Source organism: Psychrobacillus sp. NPDC058041 (genome assembly GCF_042885655.1).
Taxonomy (GTDB): domain Bacteria; phylum Bacillota; class Bacilli; order Bacillales_A; family Planococcaceae; genus Psychrobacillus.
The window spans coordinates 32934-55318 of the sequence record NZ_JBHVRO010000007.1 but is presented as its reverse complement, the minus strand read 5'-3'; the positions used below and the strand labels follow the sequence as shown (position 1 = coordinate 55318).

Below are 22385 nucleotides of genomic sequence, written 5' to 3'. Positions count from 1 at the left end.
TGCTTAGGGATATTGAAGTATTGATAATTATTAATTCTACCGGTTTCAAAACATTAAAAAATAAGGGAGATTTAAACATGAAAAAGTTATCTTTATTATTATTTATAATGATGGTGAGCGTATTAATAGCCGCTTGTAGCAACAGTACAAACGAAAGCAATACTTCGACAGAAGCAACAAAAACAGCAAAAACAGAAACAAGTGAACCAGTGGAAGTAGAATTTTGGCACGCAATGAGTGACACACATGAAAAATGGTTAGAAGATGCAACAGCAAAATTCAATGCAGAACATGAAAATGTTACAGTAAAATTAGTGAACCAAGGTAGCTACGGTGATTTGTCACAAAAATTATTAGCTGCTGCGAAAGCTAAAACATCACCTACAATTGCACAGGCTTACGCTGAGTGGATGACAGATTATAATCAGAACAATCTTGTAGTAGATTTAGCCCCAATGATTAATGGAGAAAATGGATTCCCAGCAGACCAAAGCTATGAAGATATTAGCGAAGTTTTCCGTAACGACAATACGTTTGGCGATAAAATTTTAGGATTACCTTTTAATAAATCATCACGTGTACTTTTCTACAACAAAAAGTACTTTGAAGATAACGGCTTAACACCTCCTACAACATGGGACGAATTAGCAGCTGATGCGAAAGTTTTAACAAAAGAGATTGATGGTAAAAAAGTTGTTGGAATGGGCTTTGAAAACGGAATGGGTTCTGAATTTAGCTTATGGGTTGAACAAGCAGGCGGAAAATTCGTAGATGAACAACAAGGAAAAGTTTTATTTAACTCAGATGCAGGATTAAATGCTTTAACATTTATCAACAATATGCTTAAAGAAGGTTCTGCTCGTATGGCTGGTGAAGATGGTTACATGTCCGGTCCTTTCACAAGAGGTGACGTCGCTATGTACATTGGTTCAAGTGCAGGTATTGCATATGTAGCGAAAGATGCTGGGGATATGCAATGGTCAACAACTACACTACCAAAAGGTGTTGAGCAAGCTGCTCCTTTCCAAGGAACAAATATTACAATGTTTGCCGATAGCTCTGAAGCAGAACAAACAGCAGCTTTTGAATACATGAAATTCCTTATTTCTCCTGAGAACACTGTAGATTGGGCAAAAACAACAGGTTACCTTCCAGTCCGTGAATCTGCTCAAAAAGGTTCAGATTGGACTTCATTCATTGAAGCAAACGATCCATATCAAGCAGGTAATGAACAATACGCATATGGATTTATTGATGTCCGTTTACCAGGTTCTTTTGCAATGAAAACCGCAATTCAAGCTGAATTAGATAAAATGTTATATGATAACGCAACGCCAGCGGAAACTTTAAAAGCAATGAGCACAAAAGCTCAAGAAGCACTAGATCAAGCTAAGTGATGACAGAAAATACAATCGAAAATAGTGGTACTACCATTCAATTTTATGCTGGCTTAAAAACAATTGGAGGAACTATTTTTGAAGTAAAGTATAAAGAAGAAAGATTTATAGCAGATTTTGGGATGGTTTTTCAAAATAAAGAGGGCGTCCAAGCGCGCCCTCAAGCTATGATTTCAGAATTACAAGCAATCGGCGTGATTCCTAAAATTAGCGGCGTGTTGAAAACAGATGAGGTTGATAAAAATGCAACAATCGCAATCTCTCATTTACATTTAGATCATATTGGTTTGTTACAGTATGTACACCCAGATATATCGATAATAATGAGTGAAGATAGCAAAACTTTATATGAACATTTGCATACAATTGGTGAAGAGCCAAATGTGGATGTAGAACGTCAAGTGAAGAGTGTACCATATTATCAACCAATATTAGTATCCGAGAATATACAAGTAGAGTTTTTCCCAGTCAATCACGATGCAATCGGTGCCGCTGCTATGCGGATTACAACTCCAGATACAACGATTGTCTACTCTGGTGACGTACGTCTACACGAAACCGATTTGGATACGGCAAATTTGCCGAACATCGCAGGATCACCTGATATATTAATAATCGAAACAACCAATGTACAAGAGGAATTTCTCGATTCTAATCCTGTCATTCAAAGTGAAGCAGACAAGTTAATACCGGATTTACTAGAAATTGAGTCTCCGATAGTTTTCAATATTTACCATCGAAATGTGAAGCGTTTGGAAATATTGATCGAAGCAGCAAGGCAAAAGAAGAGAATGATTGTCTTCGAACCTGATACTGCTTATATAGTACAAGCATTCAATTTAGAAGCACCACATGTACGATATTTAATAGATGAACAAGCTAACTCAAATATCAGTGTTCAAATACAGAAGATACAATCAATAACAATAGATGAAGTGCGAGACAATTTTTCATCGGTATGGTTCCAATCTTCCTATCATCATATTAGAGCCTTATTAGATTTACCTGTGAAAGGTGCGACGTATGTTCACTCTAATGGCGTACCTTTAGGAAGCTTTGACCCTACGTATGCTGAGTTGTTGGAATGGATTGATAAACTAGGAATGGAATTTGTTGTACTCGGTGTTTCTGGTCACGCAACAGCTACACAAATTAAATGGTTGGCGGATGCTATGAAAGCAAAAGTGACGATTCCATTACACGGCTTTACACCTGAATTGTTGAAAGGTCCAAATCAAACTTTCTTACCTGAAAAAGGTGTGACTTACCAACTTCCCACTCTTAATAAAATGAGTCAATAAAAAGAAGATCCCGTTTACGGAAACGGGTCTTCTTTTTTCTTATATTTAGGCTCTATTAAACGGTAATGTCCTTAATGACGAAAATTCGCTCTCTTTCCTCGGACGAACTGTCAAGTCTCCCACTCGCCAGCTTGCCGATAAAAATCGAAAGAACTAAAGATACTCATTTCGTGATACTTTTTTATTTCTCATTACTTTTCCATCATTAACTTTAGAATCCAATTATCTGTTTCTCTTGTACCCTCATTTCCCAATGTACAAAATGCATCAATACTTTTTTCTACATCATCGTGTATAAATCCGTCCGTAGACTGTATTCCTTGATTATTCAAGGCTAACAATGCTGACTGAACCGCAACATTTGAACAGGTGGAGACCTTCATCGCACAACCCGCTTTCGCTCCATCACAAATCATTCCTGAAACATTACCAATTGTATTTTGAACTGCAGCTTTTACTTGCTGAAGAGTACCATCAAGTAAATAGACGATGGCTGCACTTGCCCCCATTCCAGCTGCTGTTACACCACATAATGCTGATAGGCGTCCGAATTTAGATTTAATATGGATTGTAATTAAGTGACTAAGCGCTACGGCACGAATCATTTTATCTTCTGATACTTGGAGCTTCTCTGCTACCGCTACGACCGGCAGCGTAACGGCAATTCCCTGATTACCACTTCCAGAGTTAGCCATAACTGGCAGTGTTGAGCCCGCCATCCTCGCATCGGAACCAGCAGCAGCAAGTGACATTGCAGCAGTAGCTAGATCATCCGATAAAATTCCTTTCTTGATATTTTCTTGTATGGTTTTCCCAACATTTAGACCATAGTTTCCAGAAAGCCCTTCATTTCCGATTACTTTATTTAGATCGATACTCTTTTTAACAAGTATGAGCTCATTAACATCTACCTGAAGTACCCACTCATATATTTCATCGACCGTTAACTTATCAAAATCTCCTTTTACTGATTGAACACTACTATTTTCGCAGCCACCACGGTAAATAGGTTCGCCATCAACTTCAATTAGCGTAATATTACTATGGTTGTCAGAAATAATTACTCGAGCATTCTGTTTGTCTGTTTGAACAATCACTTCGATATATAATCTCTTCGGTGTTTCCGCTTGGCTCGCCTTTACTTTTCCCTCTTCAATTAATTTAAACGCTACACGCTCATCATCCGCTGTAAGCCCAGTTAATACCTCTAACCCACTATTTGGGTTTCCAGCAACAGCCCCGATGGCTGCTGAGAAATCTAGACCTTTTCCAGTCATTCCGGGAATCCCAACAGATTTAGCATTTTTAATAATATTTCCACTAGCTTTTACAACAACTTCTTGTATTTCTCCGCTCGCATGCTTTTTCGCAGTTGCAGCTGCCAATGCAATGGCAACTGGTTCCGTACAACCAAGTGCGACAACTAATTCCTTTTCTAATATAGATAAAATTTTATTCTTCTCCATTTGCTCCAACTCACTTCCAAAAATTACTAACGAAATTTTTGCGCCTCTTTAACAATTTTAATGATTCAGAATCCATATAAGAAAATACTATCCTTTTTTTTGTTTAACATCAATACATCTGGTCGATGATGGTAGGATTTATGATGATTTTGTCAAAATGTACTTGATAATAGCTAATATCCATATGCTCAAAAAAACCGGCTATCCAATTTGGATGCCGGTTTTCGTTAGTCACTCTATTGTTCTTATTCAATGGAAGAATAATATTCCTCTTTTTTCACAGAGTCAAATCTACCTTCCCACTTAGACATAACAATTGTAGCTAGTGAATTACCTACTACATTTACTACTGTACGTGCCATATCAAGGAGTCGGTCAATACCTGCAATAAATGCAAGCCCTTCTAGTGGAATACCCACCGTTCCTAAAGTTGCTAGTAAAACAACGAATGAAACACCTGGTACTCCAGCAATTCCCTTTGATGTTAACATTAATACGAGCACTAATGTAACTTGTTGCCCAATACTTAAATCAATACCATACATTTGTGCAATAAAAATCGCTGCTAAAGCCTGGTATAAAGTGGACCCGTCCAAATTAAAAGAATAACCCGTCGGTACAACAAAAGAAACAATATCCCTTGGAGACCCGAACTTCTCCATTTTCTCCATCACTTTTGGCAATACTGTTTCTGAGCTTGAAGTAGAATACGCTAATAACAGCTCGTCCTTTAACACTTTTAAAAGATGAAAAATGTTAATACCGACTAGCTTCGCAATTCCTCCTAGCACAACAATAATAAAAAATATCATCGTTGCATAAACAAGAATCATTAGCTTTCCGAGCGGTAACAACGATTCCAATCCAAATTTTGAAACTGTAACACCAATTAATGCAAATACACCAAATGGAGCAAATTTCATAATAAGATTAGTTACCCAGAACATAGCATCTGCCGTACCTTGGAAAAATGCAAGAACAGGTTTTCCTTTTTCACCAATTGCTGCAATTCCTAAACCAAAAAGTACGGAAAAGAAGATAATTGCTAACATATTACCGTCTGACATAGCTTTGACAATATTACTCGGAACTATGTTTACTAATACGTCCGCAAAACCATGATGTTGAACTTCCTGAGTTGTTTGAACATATTGATCAATATTACCTTTTGTAAGTGTAGAAATATCCAAACCTACCCCGGGTTTAAAAATATTTGCGGCTAACAAACCGACAACAATAGCAATAGTTGTAACAAGTTCAAAGTAAATCAGTGTTTTTCCACCAAGCTTACCTAACTTCTTAATATCGCCAGTACCCGCAACACCTAAAATTAGTGTAGAAACAATGATTGGTACAACAATCATTTTTATCATGTTTATAAAGATAGTCCCAATTGGTTGTAAATATTTTTCAACTGCAGGATTTCCGAAAAAAATTGCTCCGACAATAATACCTAGTATTAATCCGACTAGAATTTGATATGCCAGAGTGAATTTAAACTTCTTTTTCATCAATAAGTCACCCCTCTTTTTATTGAAAACGCTTTCTTGTATTCAAAATAGCTTTTACAATATTATAAGGATGACTTATAGAATCCGACAAAATACGACATTTTAATATTTATTTTTTTCTGCTTGTTGTTTGTATTTTTCTTTTGTCTCTATATACAACACTTGCAAAAACTTTTTGCTATTAACTTTTATTTTTATTCTTTCTCTACTACTTTCTCTAATATGTATCATTTGATTTCTAATTTCTTGAAAGTCAAAATAACGAGGAGCATAGTATTCAAACTCAGGATTCGTGTAATCGATTGAACCTAAAGAAGCTAAATTATTTACTGCTACAAGAATTGTTCTACGTATACGCTGTTCAATTGCCTTACTTTCCTTTTTCGCCTCTACTTGATTCAACCCCATCTTGGTGGCAACGGATTCGTATAAATCTTTTAAAGGAGGTATTTGGGTCTCTGCATTATGCTGATTCATAATATGTTCCATAATAGAAACTATATCGTCACTCCCAACTTCTCCGATAATCCCCATATCATTGAGTATGGATAATACTATTTCCTTTACACTTTGCTGTCTCTGAACAGTTTTAACAGTTCCAATTTTCTCTAATGATTCGCGTATTGATTGAAGAGAATCTTTTAATCGAAATTGTTCCGTAACTTTTTTAAGAACACTCTGGACCTCCATACGATTGATTGGCTTATGAATAAAAAACTCTACACCTTTTTCATAAGCTTCTCCTACCATCGTTTTATTAACGATTTGAGATATCATAATGAATTGACCTTCATACCCTTCATTTCTCAAGTGCTCAATTGTTTCAATACCATCCATAACTGGCATCAATAAATCGATTAAAACAACATCCGGGTGCATCTTAAGTATTGGCAGAAGGCAACTTTCTCCGTTTTCTGCCTCGCCTATTACAACACCAAGATCTCCTTCTGTTATTATTTTCTTTAACATTGTTCTACTACCTGTATCATCATCTACTATAAAATAACGCAGTTTTACTCACTCACTTTCGTATACTTTCAGTTGGAATGTGGATTCGAAAAATCGTTCCTTGTTCCGGTGTTTCTATTTCAATTTGACCTACCAACATCTGAATAATTTCTTTAACATGAGATAAACCGATTCCCGTTGCAGCCACCCCTTGATCATTAAACTTTGTCGTATATCCTGGCTCAAAGATTATCGGTATATCCTCTTTTAAAATACCCTTACCTGAATCTTTTATAACGAAATAAGTATTTGTAGAGTCCTCGAATACCGTTACATTAATCTCACCTTTATTTATTATAGATTCAACAGCATTGGCAATTAAATTATTTAACAAAGCAAGAAGTGGAATTTGCTGATTCGTTTCAAAATCATATTGGACAGATAAATGAAAGTTAATATCTTTTCTTAAAAGTTCACTGTATTTTTCGTTAGCGGTAATAACAAGACTTATAACATCCGAAAGAAGAAGAGGCTGATCATTTTTTTGTGAAGTTATTTTAGTAAGCCCCGATAATATTCGTTGGGAATCTTTTTTTACTTCATGAATTTCTTGGGCAATACGTAGTGCTTGATTACCCAGATGATTTAATTCTCTCTTTTTTAATTGTCGATACAAATTGTGACTTGATGCAGTAATTTGTTCTATATGGTTCATTGATTTTTGCAAATAGAGGGTCTCTGCATACAAATCAGAACCGACTTTAAGCATTTCTTGCATACGTTTCTTTTGTTCAGATATGGTAATAGAACTAAATAAGCCTACAGCAAAATAACTTCTCAATAATGCTACTCCACTTATTAATGCCCAATCCTTAATACTTAAATTTGATTTGTGTAATAAAATATGCCTCATTAACTGTTCTGCACCATTTCCGATAAATTCGAATAAGACTGCCCATGCCCCCAGTATGAGTGGCAATGCTTTATATTTTTCGACTTTAACAATATGAAATCCAAGTCCAAATAAAAAATAAAATAAGAAAGCAGGTAAATGATTTTTTAAGCTAATTGATAGAGGTGCTTCATTTAATATTATATCCCCGAATAAGCGAAATCCAACAACTGTTAATCCTGTAATAAAACCAGTTCTTAAAAGAGACACTGGGGTCCATATTAGTATTAATAAAAAGAAAGTAACACTTCCTAATCCAAACCGAAAAGATTCTTCATCGAAAGGAATTACTTTAATTTCACTTGCAATCATTGTGAAAAGGGCAGTTAGAATCAATATGACTCCTTCTGACCTATTAAAATCCTTATTAAAAATTTTAGTTCGAGAAAACATTAGTATCACCTGAAAATGAATTTTTTTCTTCCTTTATATAAGATACAGTATTTTTTTATACTTTGCTTTACTATACACTGTCTGAATTCATGGTACTTGTTATCATACCTATTTCTAAGTACTAAATGATTAACCAACTTGTTTTACTTCTTTCTTCTGAATATATCAAGTCATTCTCTCAATGTTTTGACTTGGAAGAAAAGATAATAGTTAACAAAACATAACTTTTTAATCCCATTATTGAAAAATTATTCCCCTACGCTACTGTGTATTTGTTTTAGTACATATATCATCTCCACACCTTTTACTCATTTTGATAAAAAAGTTACTTTAATATAAAAGTTAGAACAAAAAATCAAAAAGTAGACGTCTTTGTTCTATTTGTTTTAAAATTTAACTATTAGCATTCATCCACAATAGAAAGTAGCTGAGAACATGAAGAAATCCCATTTAAAAGATAATCATGAAGTAATGATAAAAGAGGCGACGAAAGAAAATGCCCAACAAATGATCGAATTCTATAATATTGTAGGTGGAGAAACAGATTTTCTTTCGTTTGGGAAAAATGAATTTAACCGTAATATAGAGGAGTATAAAGAGTTTATAGAATCTACGCGACAAGAACATAACTCCACTATATTGTTGGCAATTTTACAAGAGGAGATTATCGGTATTGCATCTATTAATTCTAGTCAAAAACAGAGAATGAAACATGTAGGAACATTAGGGATTGTTGTTAGCGAAGAGCATATTGGACAAGGCATAGGCAGAAAATTGATGGAACAACTAATTCATTGGGCTAGCTCAAATGGGATAACGAAAAAAATTAGTCTCGTCACTCGTGAAGATAATAATCATGCCATCGAATTGTATGAAAAGTTGGGATTTGAAAAAGAAGGCATGTTGAAAAAAGACAGTTTCATTAATGGCTCATATTACAATACATTCGTGATGGCGTTATTTCTATAATCGCTAGCATCAAACTCTTCCTAAATGTTAATAAAATATTTTAAATGATAATCTCCTCAACTACTTTATTGAGGAGTTTTTTATGGCAAGAAATGAATTACAGAAATAAATGACTTAAATCGCCATATACCATCCTTTACAACAACCTCGATACACTATATCAGCTTCGTTTTATCATGATTCCACACTGAAATTTTTCCGATTTCTCTACAAACTGACACCTAAGTTTTTTGCTAAATTGATACTTTTAAATATACTAATCCTTTGCTAAGGTTATCAATAAATATGAAACAATACGCTTTAGCTCACGCCAAAAGTAATAACAACACTGATTTTGATAAAGATAAAAAGTTAAGGAAGGTTTATGTCTATGCAAAAAACAACAAAAACTCGTACTTTTAATTTAATTCTAACAGCAATGTTAATATCACTTGTATTCGTTTCAACTCTCGTTTTAAATATCAAGCTACCTATCGCTGCAAACGGGGGATTGGTTCATCTTGGCACAGCCATGCTCTTTATCGCATCTATATTATTTGGCCCGAAAAAAGGAGCTCTCGCTGGGGCTATAGGTATGGGGTTATTTGACTTAGTTTCTGGTTGGACCTTGTGGGCACCCTTCACAGTTGTAGCACGTGGACTACAAGGATATTTAGTTGGAAAAATTGCTTGGTCGTTCGGCCGTAAAGGAAGCAGTATTGCTTTCAATCTAATAGCTACCATTAGTTCGATTCCCGTTATGTTAGGCGTTTATTACATTTGTGAACGAGTACTTTACGGTAGCTGGATTATACCTCTAGCTTCTATCCCTGGAAACATAGTTCAAAATGTTGTGGGAATCATTATTGCCATCCCAGTCTCTGCTTTACTTAGAAAAGTTCCTGTTTTTAAATAATTATTAACTAATACACAATTTTTATTTAACCATAAAGTCCGCAATTACGATAAAGTTATAACTTTTATCGTAATTGCGGACTTTTTCAAACTAATAAAAGGTTATTATGGTTCTCACTTGCCCAAGAGAACAGGTCTCAGTTCATTGATTGGGCGAAGCAGCTTGATGCTTGTCCCCTGGAAGGTGTCCACCTGCAATTAATCTCAATTCATATACATGTTTATCTCTAAAACAAAGAACCTTCAATCTATAGATAGATCAAAGATTCTTTGTTTTTTTATCATTGCCTTTTCAATCTCTTTTACATATAAACGATTGTCCATTAATCAAATACCTTGGTTTCTACATTCAAAGAATTAATTATTAACTAAATCTGATTCATTTAGTCCAAGCGTATTTGCTGTTGAAGTATGAATTTCGTGCAGAATCTCTGGGTTTTCCATTAGTGACACACCATAAGAAGGAATCATCTCTTTAATTTTGGATTCCCATTCCGGCATATGTTGTGGGAAGCATCTATTAAGTATCTCAAGCATAGCATGTACAGCGGTGGAGGCACCAGGAGAAGCACCTAGTAATGCTGAAATTGAGCCATCAGCTGCACAAACAATCTCCGTTCCAAATTGAAGTGTTCCTTTTCCACCGGCCTCCGTATCTTTGATAACTTGTACACGTTGACCAGCCACTACTGTATCCCAATCCTCGATTTTAGCATTTGGGACAAACTCCTGTAACTCTTCAATGCGCTTTTCTTTCGATAACATAACTTGTTGGATTAAGTACTTTGTTAATGACATCTCTTTTGCGCCTGCCGCCAACATAGTTACGATATTATCTGGTTTTACGGAAGTTACTAAATCAAACATTGATCCAGTTTTCAAAAACTTTGGTGAGAAACCAGCAAACGGTCCGAATAACAACGATTTTTTATTTTCAATAAATCTTGTGTCAAGATGTGGAACAGACATTGGAGGAGCGCCTACTTTAGCTTTACCGTAAACTTTTGCATGGTGTTGCTCTACAACTTCAGGATTATTACACACTAAAAATAGTCCACTTACTGGGAATCCTCCAATATGTTTTCCTTCAGGAATGCCGGATTTTTGTAGTAAATGAAGACTTCCGCCTCCGCCTCCTACAAAAATGAATTTTGCTGTATGGTATTCAGTCTTCCCTTCAGCTTCATTCTTGACTTTCACTTCCCACTTGCCATCATTTGTACGTTTAAGATTTTCAACACTATGTCTGTAATTAATATCAACGTTATTATTCTTTAAGTGGTCAAGCAATATGCGTGTTAAAGCACCAAAATTGACATCCGTTCCAGAATCGATTTTTGTTGCTGCAATAACTTCATTTGCTGGTCGGTCTTCCATAATAAGCGGAATCCATTCCTTAAGTTTTTCATGGTCATCGGAAAATTCCATTCCTTGAAATAGAGGATTTTCTGACATTGCTTCAAAACGTTTCTTTAAAAAAGAAACATTTTCTTCCCCTTGTACCATACTCATATGAGGCAATGGCATGATAAAGTCCTTTGGATTATTTATCCGCTTACTGTTTACAAGATAAGACCAAAACTGCATGGAGAGTTGGAACTGTTCGTTAATTTTGATAGCTTTGTTAATATCTATTGAGCCGTCTGGTTTTTCGGAAGTGTAGTTTAGCTCACACAGTGCTGCATGCCCAGTTCCTGCATTATTCCATTCATTAGAGCTTTCCTCGCCTGCATTTTCGAGCTTTTCAAAAACTGTAATTTTCCATTCCGGTACTAATTCTTTCAGAAGTGTCCCTAAAGTTGCACTCATAATTCCGGCACCAATTAAGATGACGTCTGTTTTAGTTTCTCTGCTCATTTTTACCATCCTTATACCCTAAAATTTGCAGAAAAGATGTTGGTGTACCTCATCTCACACCTTTTCAGTCTCTATATAACCCTATCAAAGTTTAAACAAATTATTTATAGTTATACTACCTGTCATCATTTAATAATTATAGACTATTTAAAGCTAATAAAAAAGGGAGAAGTACTTCCATAGAGTTCCAAAAATATTTGAAGAACACAAGCTTTCTTTTAAGTGCATCTTATCTTCAACTTATCAAAAGTTGTTGAATTTATCTGAATTAAATGTTATTTTTTTACCGTGGAACTTTTATGCAGCTCACATTTGATTGTCTCAAGCCGTAAATCCAGCCGGGAGGGTGAAATTCAAAAGTTAAAAAACTGCTACAGATGATATCCTACTTGAATTAATGAACTTTAAAAATCAGCGTCAATCTGAATCATATTTCTTTTATTTATATTGTTCTTACGACATTGTATATCTATTCTTCCTGCTTAGTCCGTTTCAAAAATGAACAACTAACAAAATAGAAAGGTGGGTTGATGTTGAACTATAACCCTATTCTTATCATAATCATCCTTGTTGCTGCCTTGATTTTTTATCGCCAAATTAGCTCCATGTTCCAACCTATTAGAGGCAATGGAACCCGGATAATTATAACGCTATTATTGTTAACACCAGGATCGGCATTAATAATGAACCCAAATGCAGAGGTAACACCAGTAGAAGTTGCTGTTGCGTTGTTTCTAGGATGTGTTATCTCCATCCCTTTAATTCTTACGACCGGATATGAACGGCGAGAGAACGGAAGGATCTATGTGAAGAAAAGTCTGGCATTCGTCATTTTGTTCATATTAATTTTCACGGTGAGGTGGACCATACGTGGAATAATTGATATGGACTCGGATTCTCGAATGTTGCTATTCTTCGTCTCGGCATGCGGCTATATTATTCCTTGGAAAATTTCCAGTTACTATAAGTTTCGTAAAGTCTACTTATCGAATCGGGAACTTCAGCGCAATGGTTCGGCTTTTTGATACCATAGCTTCCATTTACCCTAAAGAATTAGACATTACAAAAGACACTCAGATAAACAAACTAAGGGACTTGAAGAAGTCCCTTAGTTTTTTACTTTGTTCATGTAAAGTTTCCCAAACTACTATAAAACTTAAAACACCGACTTTTGTTTATTGTATATACCTCGCCCATCTGCAGGAGATATTTAGTAGTTACTTGTGGTAAGGCTCGTTTTTAATAATACGAAATGCTCGATAAATCTGCTCGATTAATACTAACTTCATTAATTGATGGGGCAAGGTCATCTTACCGAATGATAGTTTTTCATCTGATCGGTTCAATACTTCTTCGTGTAAACCAAGTGAACCACCAATAACAAATGCAATTTTACTTCTTCCATAGGTCATTAACGATTCTAAGCCACTTGCAAGCTGCTCCGATGATTTCATTTTACCGTCAATTGCAAGAGCAATAACATATGTATCTCCACTGATTTTTGCTAAAATGCGTTCTCCTTCTTTTTTCTTAACGATATCCATATCCGCCTCACTTAGATTTTCAGGTGCTTTCTCATCAGCCACCTCTACTAAGTCCATTTTTGCATAACTACTTAATCGTTTAGCATATTCTTCTATCCCCAGTTTTAAATACTTTTCTTTTAACTTTCCAACCGAGATAATTTGTATATTCACAGGTTATCCACCTTTACATTTCATTTACAAACAAGTTATGCACAAAAGTTATGCACATATCCACAACACTTATCTACATATTGTGTTCTACTCTTCACTTGCTACAATATATATTGCTCGTTCATTACAATAGGTACAGTTTGTGGATAACTTTTCTTCATTCAATAACTTCTCTAGCATTGGAAAGGTTTTTTGTTCCGCTACAAACATGTCTAAAGCGTGATTTATATGGGTTTCACAACTGAATATTCTCAATTTTTCACTTCCTTTATTTTTATGAATAATTAATTAAGTTATGCACAAAACATTCATTGTTATCCACAATCTATTTTACCAAACGAAAAGCGAGTAGGAAAGAATAGCTTTTCTCTTCCTACTCGCTGTGTAAATCTTTATTTACAATAACAAGTTATCCACATTTTATAAACTGTCTGTATCCACTAAATTAAGTGTTAGATCCACTATTTTTCCGTCTCGATACACTTTAACTTTTAATTCGTCCCCAATTTCTTTTTTATTATATAAATGTTTTCTTAAATCAATTGTATTTTCTATTTTTTCTCCGTCCATCTCAACGATTACATCATAAGTCTTCATTCCTGCTTTTTCTGCAGGTGAATTTCGAATAACTTCGTTTACCACAACTCCTGTAGTTACTTCTGCTGGTAACTTCAAAGTATCTTTTTGATGAATTGCAGGTACGTTTGTTAAATCGACTAATGTAATCCCCATGGAAGGACGACTAACTTTACCATTTCGTTCTAAGTCCTCAATTATTGGAATTGCAGAGTCAACTGGGATTGCAAGGCCTATACCTTCAACTGCAGCCTCGGATATTTTCATAGAATTAATCCCTACAAGTTGACCTGCTAAATTTATCAATGCTCCACCACTATTACCAGGGTTAATCGCTGCGTCAGTTTGTAAAACTTCCGCTTGCCAATCTATCACACCATCTCCATTTATATCTACTGGTATTGCACGATCTTTACCAGATACGACACCAGTTGTTACTGATCCATAAAAATCAAGTCCAAGTGGGTTCCCAATAGCAATTACTGTTTCACCTTGTTTTAATGCATCTGAGCTACCAAATGTAATGACGGAATCTACTCCTTTAGCGTCAATTTCAAGCACTGCTAAATCTGTCCAAATATCGGTTCCTACAAGTTTCGCTTCTACCTTTGTTCCATCCGCTAATGTTACTTCTAGTGATTTTGCACCTTCCACGACGTGATTATTAGTAATGACGTAAGCTTTTCCACCTTCCTTTTTATAAATAACTCCTGAACCTGTTCCAGCTTCTTGGTTAGATTTCGTATGGTTCCAGAAATCGGTGACTGATTGAATATTTGATACACCTACTACAGCACCCGAAGCCTTCTCAACTGCTTCCGTAACACCAGTTGTCACATCAACAGATAGCTGTTGGGTTTCCATAGAAGTCTTTGTCGTTTTCGTTCCATTATTTGTTGGCAAATTTGTTAAAACAGATGGTATTAAGAACCAAACGAGCAGTGCTCCTACCATTACTCCAGCTAAGGCGCTAAAAAAATAACCTGCCAAACCTTTTTTCTTTTCTTTTATCGGTTCTTCCTGTGGCTCATATGGATTATAATCGTCCATTTTTCATCTCCCTTTCTTTTTACGTATATGTTTATGTTATTAATTTACCCAATTAACATTAAAATAAGATGAAAATTAATTAAAAGTTTAATAAAACATACTTGTAGAATTTTTATAATAAAAAAAGTTCCAAAAGCTAAAATGCTTTTGGAACTTTATTAATCACACTAACACTAATTCGGTTGGTACATTTGCATCCGTATCATGTAGATGCACATATTCTCCAGCTATAATACCACAAGATTGAAGTGTTTGTGTCACACTCATACGAGCAAGATCTTTCATATTATTATCTTTACTTAAATGAGATAAATAAATATTGGTATTTTTAGTTTCTATTACTTCACTCATGGCAACAGCGGCGTCTTCATTTGATACATGACCTACGTCACTTAAGATTCTTCGCTTGACAGACCAAGGATAACGTCCCATTTGAAGCATACTTACATCATGATTACTCTCAAAGACAAAAGCATCTGCTCCTTTAATATGCCCTTTCATCCGATCACTTACATAGCCGGTGTCAGTAATTAAAACAAGTTTTCGTCCATTTTCATGAAAAATATAAAACATTGGATCAGCGGCATCATGGGACACTGCAAAAGACTGAATGTCGATTGAGCCAAATGTTTTGATCGTTTCCATGTCGAATTGAAATCGTTGATCTAAAGAAACATTTCCTATATGCGAATCCATCGCTAACCATGTTTTCTCATTTGCAAAAATAGGTACTCCATGTTTTCTTGCGATTACGCCTAGTCCTTTAATATGATCACTATGCTCATGTGTAATAAAAATACCCGATAGTTTTTTCATATCACGATCAATTTCACTGAAGAGTTGTTCCATTTTCTTGCCGCTTAGCCCAACATCAACTAAAAAGCAATGCTCATCATTTTCCACATATACCGCATTTCCACTGCTCCCACTTGCTAATACACTAAATCTCATACTTATTACTCCTTACTTTACTGCTGCTTCTTGCATTTCTTTTGGCAAATCAATAACTCTTCCCTCAACTGCGTTTACAAAATACTCTTCTTTTGTTCCATCTGAAAGTTCAGCTAGTATATACCATGTTGGTGAAAATACTTGCGTTTCCGATGTTTCAACTAATCTGGAATATCCAAGACTAATCTCTTTTACAGTGGTGTCAGTTTTTAGTAAACCTCTTGAATATAAAGCTTTAATTGCTTGCATATAAGGCGATAAGTTTTTCGATTCATTATAGTCTTCCAAGTTGTCCAATATCGTTTGTTCATATCCAACTAGTTCTTGCTGATCATTCCAATAGACAACTACCTTTGCGTTCTTATTGTAATAGACAAATCGATTATTTACCTTTTGAAAAAATGAAGCAGAATTATTTTCCTTATCAATTTTCCATAACCCATAAGAATCTCCATGCAGTATATTTTCATGTACTAATTTTTCCAATGTTTCTTCTTCTGTTATTGGAATTGGTTTAATAAATGTACTAATTAAATGATCACTAGCTTTGATTTCCACTCTTTGGTTCGTAAAATGAGCTAATTCATCTTCACTAAAATTATGAACATTTCCTGAAACATAGGCTGCCGCTTGAATAACTGACTCCATTTTTGGCACTGTAATATTATCGAGAAAAAGTCTCTCCTCTATTGGTGTATCACTCTGCACTTCTACATCGAGTGCTTCATTATATCTATTTAAATAAAGAGAAAACAAAAATACATTTAATATAGAAAACACAATAATAAATATTGTCTTTGTTTTATTCCAATCCAAATTTTCCACCTCCAAGTATATCTGGAGACACTCGAGTCCAAATGCCCTTTGATAAATAATACCAAGAAGGTGTTAAATTTAATAATGGTTGTTGATCATCTTGCGACAAATAATAACTCACTACCATATCATCCACAGATGACGCTTTTACCTCTGACGAAATTAAATCATATGTGGTTTTCCCGGATGGTAATTGTACATCTCTTTTTTTAATAAGTGTAGAATTATTTAATGAATAATACGGTCTAATATATCGATAGACTCGATTCACTCCCCAAAATTGTGAAATTTCCGTACTCGTATCATTACTAAACACAGGTAACCCGTTCATGTAAAGCTGATAACTAACTTGTTGTGTAGCTGGATTAATACGATTATATCGGTAATCATCCGTCCAACCATTATGCTCATTTATGAAATCCACACTATGTTGAATGAGTTCTGCAGGAATACCAGGATTCTTACTCTCTGAAGCTGGATGCACATAACTTAGTCTTTTAAACAAAAAGTCAACAGTCATTAGAGCACTATCATCTGTATATTCTTGTCCATTTGTTCCAACAGGATTACTACGGACTAGACTAGGAGAAGTAAACAGAGCATTTTTAAACTTCTCTGGTGGAATTTCCTCTAAAATATACGTGTATCCGGTGATATTTTCTGGATTATCCGAAGCAAATATAGATAATTTACCCGGCCTTACTATTTCACTATAAGTCTTTAAGTTAACAGTTTGCTTTATTAAACGCTCCGACAACGCTTCTCTGTCCACTTTTTCCACGCGAGATTTATATACCTTCTGTTTGGTCGTATTAATGAAATAAAATACTACTTCACCTTCTGCAGGACCATTCATATCAATTACTAAACGATTAAATGAGATATCCGGAAAGTTATGATCTGCGAAAGAAAAAATGCTGCCAAATGTTTTAATAGGAACATCTGTAGGATACATAAACGTAATTCGATTCGACGTTGTAATATAATCATTTATTTGTTGAAAACTAGCTCTATTATTCACCGGTTCTATAGTTTGTAATTCCCAGTTTTTCATTAAGTTTAATACTTTTTCTATATTTAACGGAGTTTCTGAACCCGTCATTGTTTCCTCATGACTAAATAATACACGATAGGGCTTCACTACATCTTCTATTTTCTTTTTATCCGCAATGGAAATATCCACAATTGGTGTATCAATCGTATCGTAGGTGGGTGAAAAGGTCCATATAGTAAAGGTCAAGGTTAGGCTAAGCAAGATGAGCAAGATTAAAATGATAGATTTCACTTGTTCAATATACCTCAATCCCACTCACCTTCCTCTTCCATTTCAATTTCAAGTGTGAAAAATATTGTTGTTCCTTGACCTTCTTCACTTTCTGCCCAAATAGTCCCTCCATGTGCTTCAATCATTTCCCGGGCAATTGCTAATCCAAGGCCAGTTCCCCCCATAGATCTTGCCCTTGCACGATCAACACGATAGAAACGATCGAAAATTCTCTCTACATTTTCAGAAGGTATTCCCATACCATCATCCGAAATCATCACCTTCAACACTTGTTCCTTCACCGCTATTCCAAATCGTATATTTCCTCCATCTGGGGAGTATTTTAACGCGTTGGAAATGATATTATCAATTACTTGTGTTAGCTTATCGGTATCTATGTCTACATAATAAGGTGTGTCAGGAAGTAGTCGATGAAAAGTTACATTTTGTGATTTAGATAACTCAAAACGATCTATGATTCGATTAAAAAATTGATTAAAATTGACTATATCACGATTTAATTCATAATCTCTACTATCCATTTTTGACAATTGAAGAAGATCATTTACTAGGCGAATCATTCTTTGTGTTTCTGTTTGAGTAACTTGTAGAAAAGATGGTGCAATCTCTTCATCTTTCCACGCTCCATCCGCTAGAGCCTCTAAATAACTACTCATGGTCGTAAGAGGAGTGCGCAATTCATGAGATACATTCGCTACAAATTCCCTACGTTCCATATCAATCTTCTCTTGTTCAGTATTGTCATGAAGAACTGCTATGAAACCATTGACAAAGCCTGTTTCCTTTTGAATAACCGAGAAATTTACACGTAATATAAATGGCCGATCGTGTGTGCTAAAGTCAAGTGTAATTGATTCTTTAGAATGAATTAAGTCTTCAAACGGCTGATCCATGTCGATTCCTAATACAGAAGTAATAGGCCGATTTAGTACCATTTCTCTTGGAACTCTTAAAAATCGTAGTGCTGGGTCATTGATTAAAATAACCCTTCCTTTCCGATCTGTTGCAATAACTCCGTCTGTCATGTTGGTAAGAACTGAAGCAAGTTTTCTTCTTTCCGCTTCTGTCGTAGATTGAGCTTCCTGTAATCGATTTGTTAAATGGTTAAAGGCAATAGCTAGCTGACCAATTTCATCATTTCCATAAACACGTACTTTTCTGGAATAGTTACCTTTTGCCATTGCTTGTGCTTGTTTTCTCATGTCCGATATTGGTCTTGTAATTGTCCGTGCTATTAAAATACCAAGTACAATTGTTATCGCTAACGCAACTGCAGTTCCACCCGCAAGAATTTGATTTATTTCGTTCATTTGGTCAAAAACATTTTCTATATTAGATTCAACATACAAGGATCCAATTACTTCCCCTTGAGAAATAATTGGTGTTGCTAAAATCCAAATTCGTTTTCTTGTTTTCGCATCCAGTGAAATATTATTTTTAGGTGTTTCAGCAGTTATAGATGATCTTACTAGGTCGTCCATTGATCTTTGGCCAACAATTGCTTGATTATTTATATCTGAAGATGCGAGAATTTGATATCTTGCATCTATCACTCTGACCTCTTTAATATCACTTGAGTTAAGACCATACAAAATAGAGCGCAAACTTTGTTCTAAAGTTGCGTCTCCGTCGTTTCTAATTTTTAATATCTCTTCTCTTGCGCTAAATTCAATTAAACTAACACGATCCGAGATAGAATCTTGAAAGTTATCTCTTAAGGTCTTCTCAAGCTCCTTTACAAAATATAAACCAATTATTTGCATAGCAATTATTATTAATAATATATAAATGAACACAATCTTTACATGTATAGATTTAAAATAACCAACCTTCTGCATTCCTTCTACTCCTGTTCAGGATTTCGTAAGTAGTAACCAACGCCTCTTCTAGTTACAATCCATGTTGGGTGACTTGGATTATCTTCAATTTTCTCACGTAAACGACGAATTGTAACATCCACAGTGCGAACATCCCCAAAATAATCATAACCCCATACTGTTTGCAATAAATGCTCTCTTGTCATCACTTGTCCTATATGTTTAGCCAAATAATGTAGCAATTCAAACTCTCGATGAGTTAGTTCGATTGTTTCATCTCTTTTTAACACTAAATAAGCATCTGGTTGAATTGTAAGTAGTCCAATTTTAATATCATTCGTTACAACTTCCACATCTTCTTGTATTGTTTGATGTCTTCTCATATTAGCTTTTACTCGTGCGATTAACTCACGTGTACTAAAAGGTTTTGTTACATAGTCATCTGCACCTAATTCTAAACCAAGTACTTTATCAATCTCTGAGTCCTTTGCAGTGAGCATAATAATTGGGAAATCGTATTTTTTTCGAATTTCTCTACAAACTTCCATCCCATCTCTGTTTGGTAGCATAATATCTAATAACATTAAATCGGGTTGTATTTCTTCTACTTTCTTCAGAGCTTCATCTCCATCATACGCACAAAATACTTGATAGCCCTCTTTTTTCAAATTAAATTGTAGTATATCCGCAATTGGTTTCTCGTCATCTACTACTAATATTTTTTTACTCATTGATCGAACCCCTTTTCTTGATATGTTCTATTTATAAAGTATATTATTTTTATGTTTATTCTTTAACTCTAACATGCTTTTAAACTATACGCACCATTTTAAGTTAATACGAAGTTTACAAGTCGAGGATTGTCGAATTATTTCCCAGGAAATGAATGAGAAAAGCACAAGCGCCTATGTCTGACCCGACAGGCAAGAAGTCGTCGCCTTCATGTGCGTGAGGAGTCTGAATACTACTTCTTAAAAACAGTAAAAGAGATAGCCAAGCTAATGACTATCTCTTAGATATTATTTTAACACGGATAAAGGATTAATCGTAACACCATTTTTTTCTACTTCAAAATGTAAGTGAGTTCCTGTGGCACGTCCAGTGTTGCCCATGACACCAAGTTTTGAACCTTGAGGAACAGTTTCTCCTACTTTAACACTAATAGATGAAAGATGAGCATAAGTAGTTTTATAACCGTTTTGATGATCTACAATTACTCTTTGACCGTAAGTTCCATCCCATCCTGCAGCTTCTACAACACCGTTATCAGTCGCTTTAATAGTAAACCCGCTAGGACGAGCAATATCTATCCCTTCGTGTTTTCGACCCCAACGATATCCCATTTGACTAGATATATATCCACCCTCTGCTGGCCAAGCAAAGCTGCCTGATCCTCTAGATGGGATTACTTTTGTTCCTTTTAAAATAATACTATCCTTTGGTTGTACGAGAATTGTTTCTGTAATGAGCGACTCCCCAACTTGAACTCCATTTTCTTTTCGTACTAGATAAGTAGCAACTTTCTTCCCGTCTGAACCTTCTTGTTTTACTTTTGTATCACCTTTAAACATATCCGGTGCTGCTTCTACTGTTTTATTATGCTTCATAACCTCAATAGTTTTTTTCTCGTACTGAACTTCTACATTAATAATTGGTTTTAAGACAGTAACGTTTAACTCTTTTCCTATTTGTAATACGGTAGTTTCATCAATACCGGGATTAATCTTCAAAAGTTCAGCAATCGATAAATTATGTTTGCTTGCGATTGATCCCAACACATCTCCTGCCATGACTTTATACTTTTCTTGTTCTAATGTTCCATCTAATAATAGTTTTACAGCATCATCTGGAGATATAATTTTCTCTGGGTTTACATCTACTGTAACACCAGTAACTCTCTCTTTTAAAATTACATCAGCAATACGGGTTTCGTCTTCTTTTAATTGGGGTAAAGACTCAATAGAACTCTTTCTTGCTTCCAGTACGTTTAACTCTTCTTCCGTAACAAAATGCAATTTTAGTTTTCTAATTGCTTCTTGATATGCTTTTAAATCTTTGACGTAGACGGCCATCTCGTCATTTACAGATAAAGCGAATGCAGTTGCTTCTACTTCGATTATTTTATCTAGCTTTTTAAGTGTTTCCTCATCATTTGTAGATGCTGTAAAAACTTGTTCTGGTACAATAGAGATATTGGAACCAGCTGTAATGGAAAGATCTACGTACTGGTTGCTTGAAGCTTTTTCTTTTCGTTCTATAATATCTTGTATTTCTTTTTTATCAGATAATGATCCCACATATTGTCCATTAGAGTATATATGATATATTTCTTTTAATGTGCTTTTTTTACCTTCGTTTGCAAAAGCCATATTAACAGTTAGACTAGAAATCAACAAGAGTGATATGGCTACTTTTTTCATCATATTTGACTTTCTGTTTGAAAGAACATCTATATCAATATCTATTTGTTCTTCATTCTTTCTATTCAAAAACATGATAAAGCTC

At 35.0% G+C, this 22385-nt stretch carries 19 protein-coding genes; 5 read left to right on the top strand and 14 right to left on the bottom strand.

Features of this window, described 5'->3' with window-relative positions; all coding sequences use genetic code 11:
• Positions 1-77 precede the first annotated feature (77 nt).
• The gene (locus ACFVR1_RS12365; RefSeq protein ID WP_387584392.1) at positions 78-1397 is read left to right on the top strand and encodes an ABC transporter substrate-binding protein; all 1320 of its coding nucleotides are present in this window, start codon (positions 78-80) and stop codon (positions 1395-1397) included.
• Positions 1397-2698, top strand: coding sequence for an MBL fold metallo-hydrolase (locus tag ACFVR1_RS12360; protein ID WP_387584390.1), 1302 nt, complete (start codon positions 1397-1399; stop codon positions 2696-2698). Before ACFVR1_RS12365 ends, ACFVR1_RS12360 begins: the two co-directional genes overlap by 1 nt.
• Before the next feature lie 191 nt (positions 2699-2889).
• Here ACFVR1_RS12360 and ACFVR1_RS12355 read toward each other — a convergent pair whose 3' ends face one another.
• The 4 genes from ACFVR1_RS12355 to ACFVR1_RS12340 all read right to left on the bottom strand — a co-directional run bounded on the left by ACFVR1_RS12355 (position 2890) and on the right by ACFVR1_RS12340 (position 7911).
• A complete protein-coding gene (locus ACFVR1_RS12355) occupies positions 2890-4164 on the bottom strand; it encodes an L-cysteine desulfidase family protein (RefSeq protein ID WP_387584389.1) in 1275 nt (424 codons plus the stop codon).
• Positions 4165-4409: 245 nt separating this feature from the next.
• A complete protein-coding gene (locus tag ACFVR1_RS12350) occupies positions 4410-5675 on the bottom strand; it encodes a cation:dicarboxylate symporter family transporter (RefSeq protein ID WP_387584387.1) in 1266 nt (421 codons plus the stop codon).
• A 102-nt stretch (positions 5676-5777) separates the two neighbouring features.
• A complete protein-coding gene (locus ACFVR1_RS12345; protein ID WP_387584646.1) occupies positions 5778-6686 on the bottom strand; it encodes a response regulator in 909 nt (302 codons plus the stop codon).
• A gap of 10 nt (positions 6687-6696) precedes the next feature.
• Positions 6697-7911, bottom strand: coding sequence for an ATP-binding protein (locus ACFVR1_RS12340; protein ID WP_387584386.1), 1215 nt, complete (start codon positions 7909-7911; stop codon positions 6697-6699).
• Between the two features lie 492 nt (positions 7912-8403).
• On the opposite strand from ACFVR1_RS12340, the gene ACFVR1_RS12335 reads away from it, so the two are divergent.
• A complete protein-coding gene (locus ACFVR1_RS12335) occupies positions 8404-8937 on the top strand; it encodes a GNAT family N-acetyltransferase (RefSeq protein WP_387584384.1) in 534 nt (177 codons plus the stop codon).
• Between the two features lie 370 nt (positions 8938-9307).
• Positions 9308-9832 (top strand): ECF transporter S component, encoded by a 525-nt coding sequence (locus ACFVR1_RS12330; protein ID WP_387584383.1) that lies wholly within the window; start codon positions 9308-9310, stop codon positions 9830-9832.
• A gap of 356 nt (positions 9833-10188) precedes the next feature.
• Here the strand turns inward: ACFVR1_RS12330 and ACFVR1_RS12325 are convergent, their stop codons facing one another.
• A complete protein-coding gene (locus ACFVR1_RS12325; RefSeq protein ID WP_387584381.1) occupies positions 10189-11688 on the bottom strand; it encodes a malate:quinone oxidoreductase in 1500 nt (499 codons plus the stop codon).
• Positions 11689-12221: 533 nt separating this feature from the next.
• On the opposite strand from ACFVR1_RS12325, the gene ACFVR1_RS12320 reads away from it, so the two are divergent.
• On the top strand, positions 12222-12713 hold the full coding sequence (locus ACFVR1_RS12320; RefSeq protein ID WP_387584380.1) for a CcdC protein domain-containing protein: 492 nt from the start codon (positions 12222-12224) through the stop codon (positions 12711-12713).
• Between the two features lie 192 nt (positions 12714-12905).
• On the opposite strand, the gene rlmH is transcribed toward ACFVR1_RS12320, so the two are convergent.
• The 9 genes from rlmH to ACFVR1_RS12275 all read right to left on the bottom strand — a co-directional run bounded on the left by rlmH (position 12906) and on the right by ACFVR1_RS12275 (position 22375).
• Entirely contained in the window at positions 12906-13385 is a 480-nt protein-coding gene (rlmH, locus tag ACFVR1_RS12315) for a 23S rRNA (pseudouridine(1915)-N(3))-methyltransferase RlmH (RefSeq protein WP_387584378.1), read from the bottom strand.
• Positions 13386-13472: 87 nt separating this feature from the next.
• Complete coding sequence (locus ACFVR1_RS12310) at positions 13473-13640, bottom strand: CxxH/CxxC protein (RefSeq protein WP_387584377.1); 168 nt, start codon at positions 13638-13640, stop codon at positions 13473-13475.
• 165 nt (positions 13641-13805) lie between these two features.
• The gene (locus tag ACFVR1_RS12305) at positions 13806-15011 is read right to left on the bottom strand and encodes a S1C family serine protease (protein ID WP_387584376.1); all 1206 of its coding nucleotides are present in this window, start codon (positions 15009-15011) and stop codon (positions 13806-13808) included.
• 162 nt (positions 15012-15173) lie between these two features.
• Entirely contained in the window at positions 15174-15962 is a 789-nt protein-coding gene (locus tag ACFVR1_RS12300; protein ID WP_387584374.1) for an MBL fold metallo-hydrolase, read from the bottom strand.
• A gap of 12 nt (positions 15963-15974) precedes the next feature.
• Positions 15975-16787, bottom strand: coding sequence for a two-component system regulatory protein YycI (locus ACFVR1_RS12295; RefSeq protein WP_387584373.1), 813 nt, complete (start codon positions 16785-16787; stop codon positions 15975-15977).
• Entirely contained in the window at positions 16765-18087 is a 1323-nt protein-coding gene (locus tag ACFVR1_RS12290; RefSeq protein ID WP_387584372.1) for a YycH family regulatory protein, read from the bottom strand. Before ACFVR1_RS12290 ends, ACFVR1_RS12295 begins: the two co-directional genes overlap by 23 nt.
• Positions 18078-19901 carry a cell wall metabolism sensor histidine kinase WalK gene (gene walK / locus ACFVR1_RS12285; RefSeq protein ID WP_387584370.1) on the bottom strand — a complete coding sequence of 608 codons (1824 nt, stop codon included), beginning with the start codon at positions 19899-19901 and terminating at the stop codon, positions 18078-18080. The genes ACFVR1_RS12290 and walK overlap by 10 nt, the downstream gene beginning before the upstream one ends.
• A gap of 5 nt (positions 19902-19906) precedes the next feature.
• A complete protein-coding gene (gene yycF / locus ACFVR1_RS12280) occupies positions 19907-20611 on the bottom strand; it encodes a response regulator YycF (protein WP_387584369.1) in 705 nt (234 codons plus the stop codon).
• A 288-nt stretch (positions 20612-20899) separates the two neighbouring features.
• Positions 20900-22375, bottom strand: a complete 1476-nt coding sequence (locus tag ACFVR1_RS12275) for a peptidoglycan DD-metalloendopeptidase family protein (protein ID WP_387584368.1) — start codon at positions 22373-22375, stop codon at positions 20900-20902.
• Positions 22376-22385: the final 10 nt, after the last annotated feature.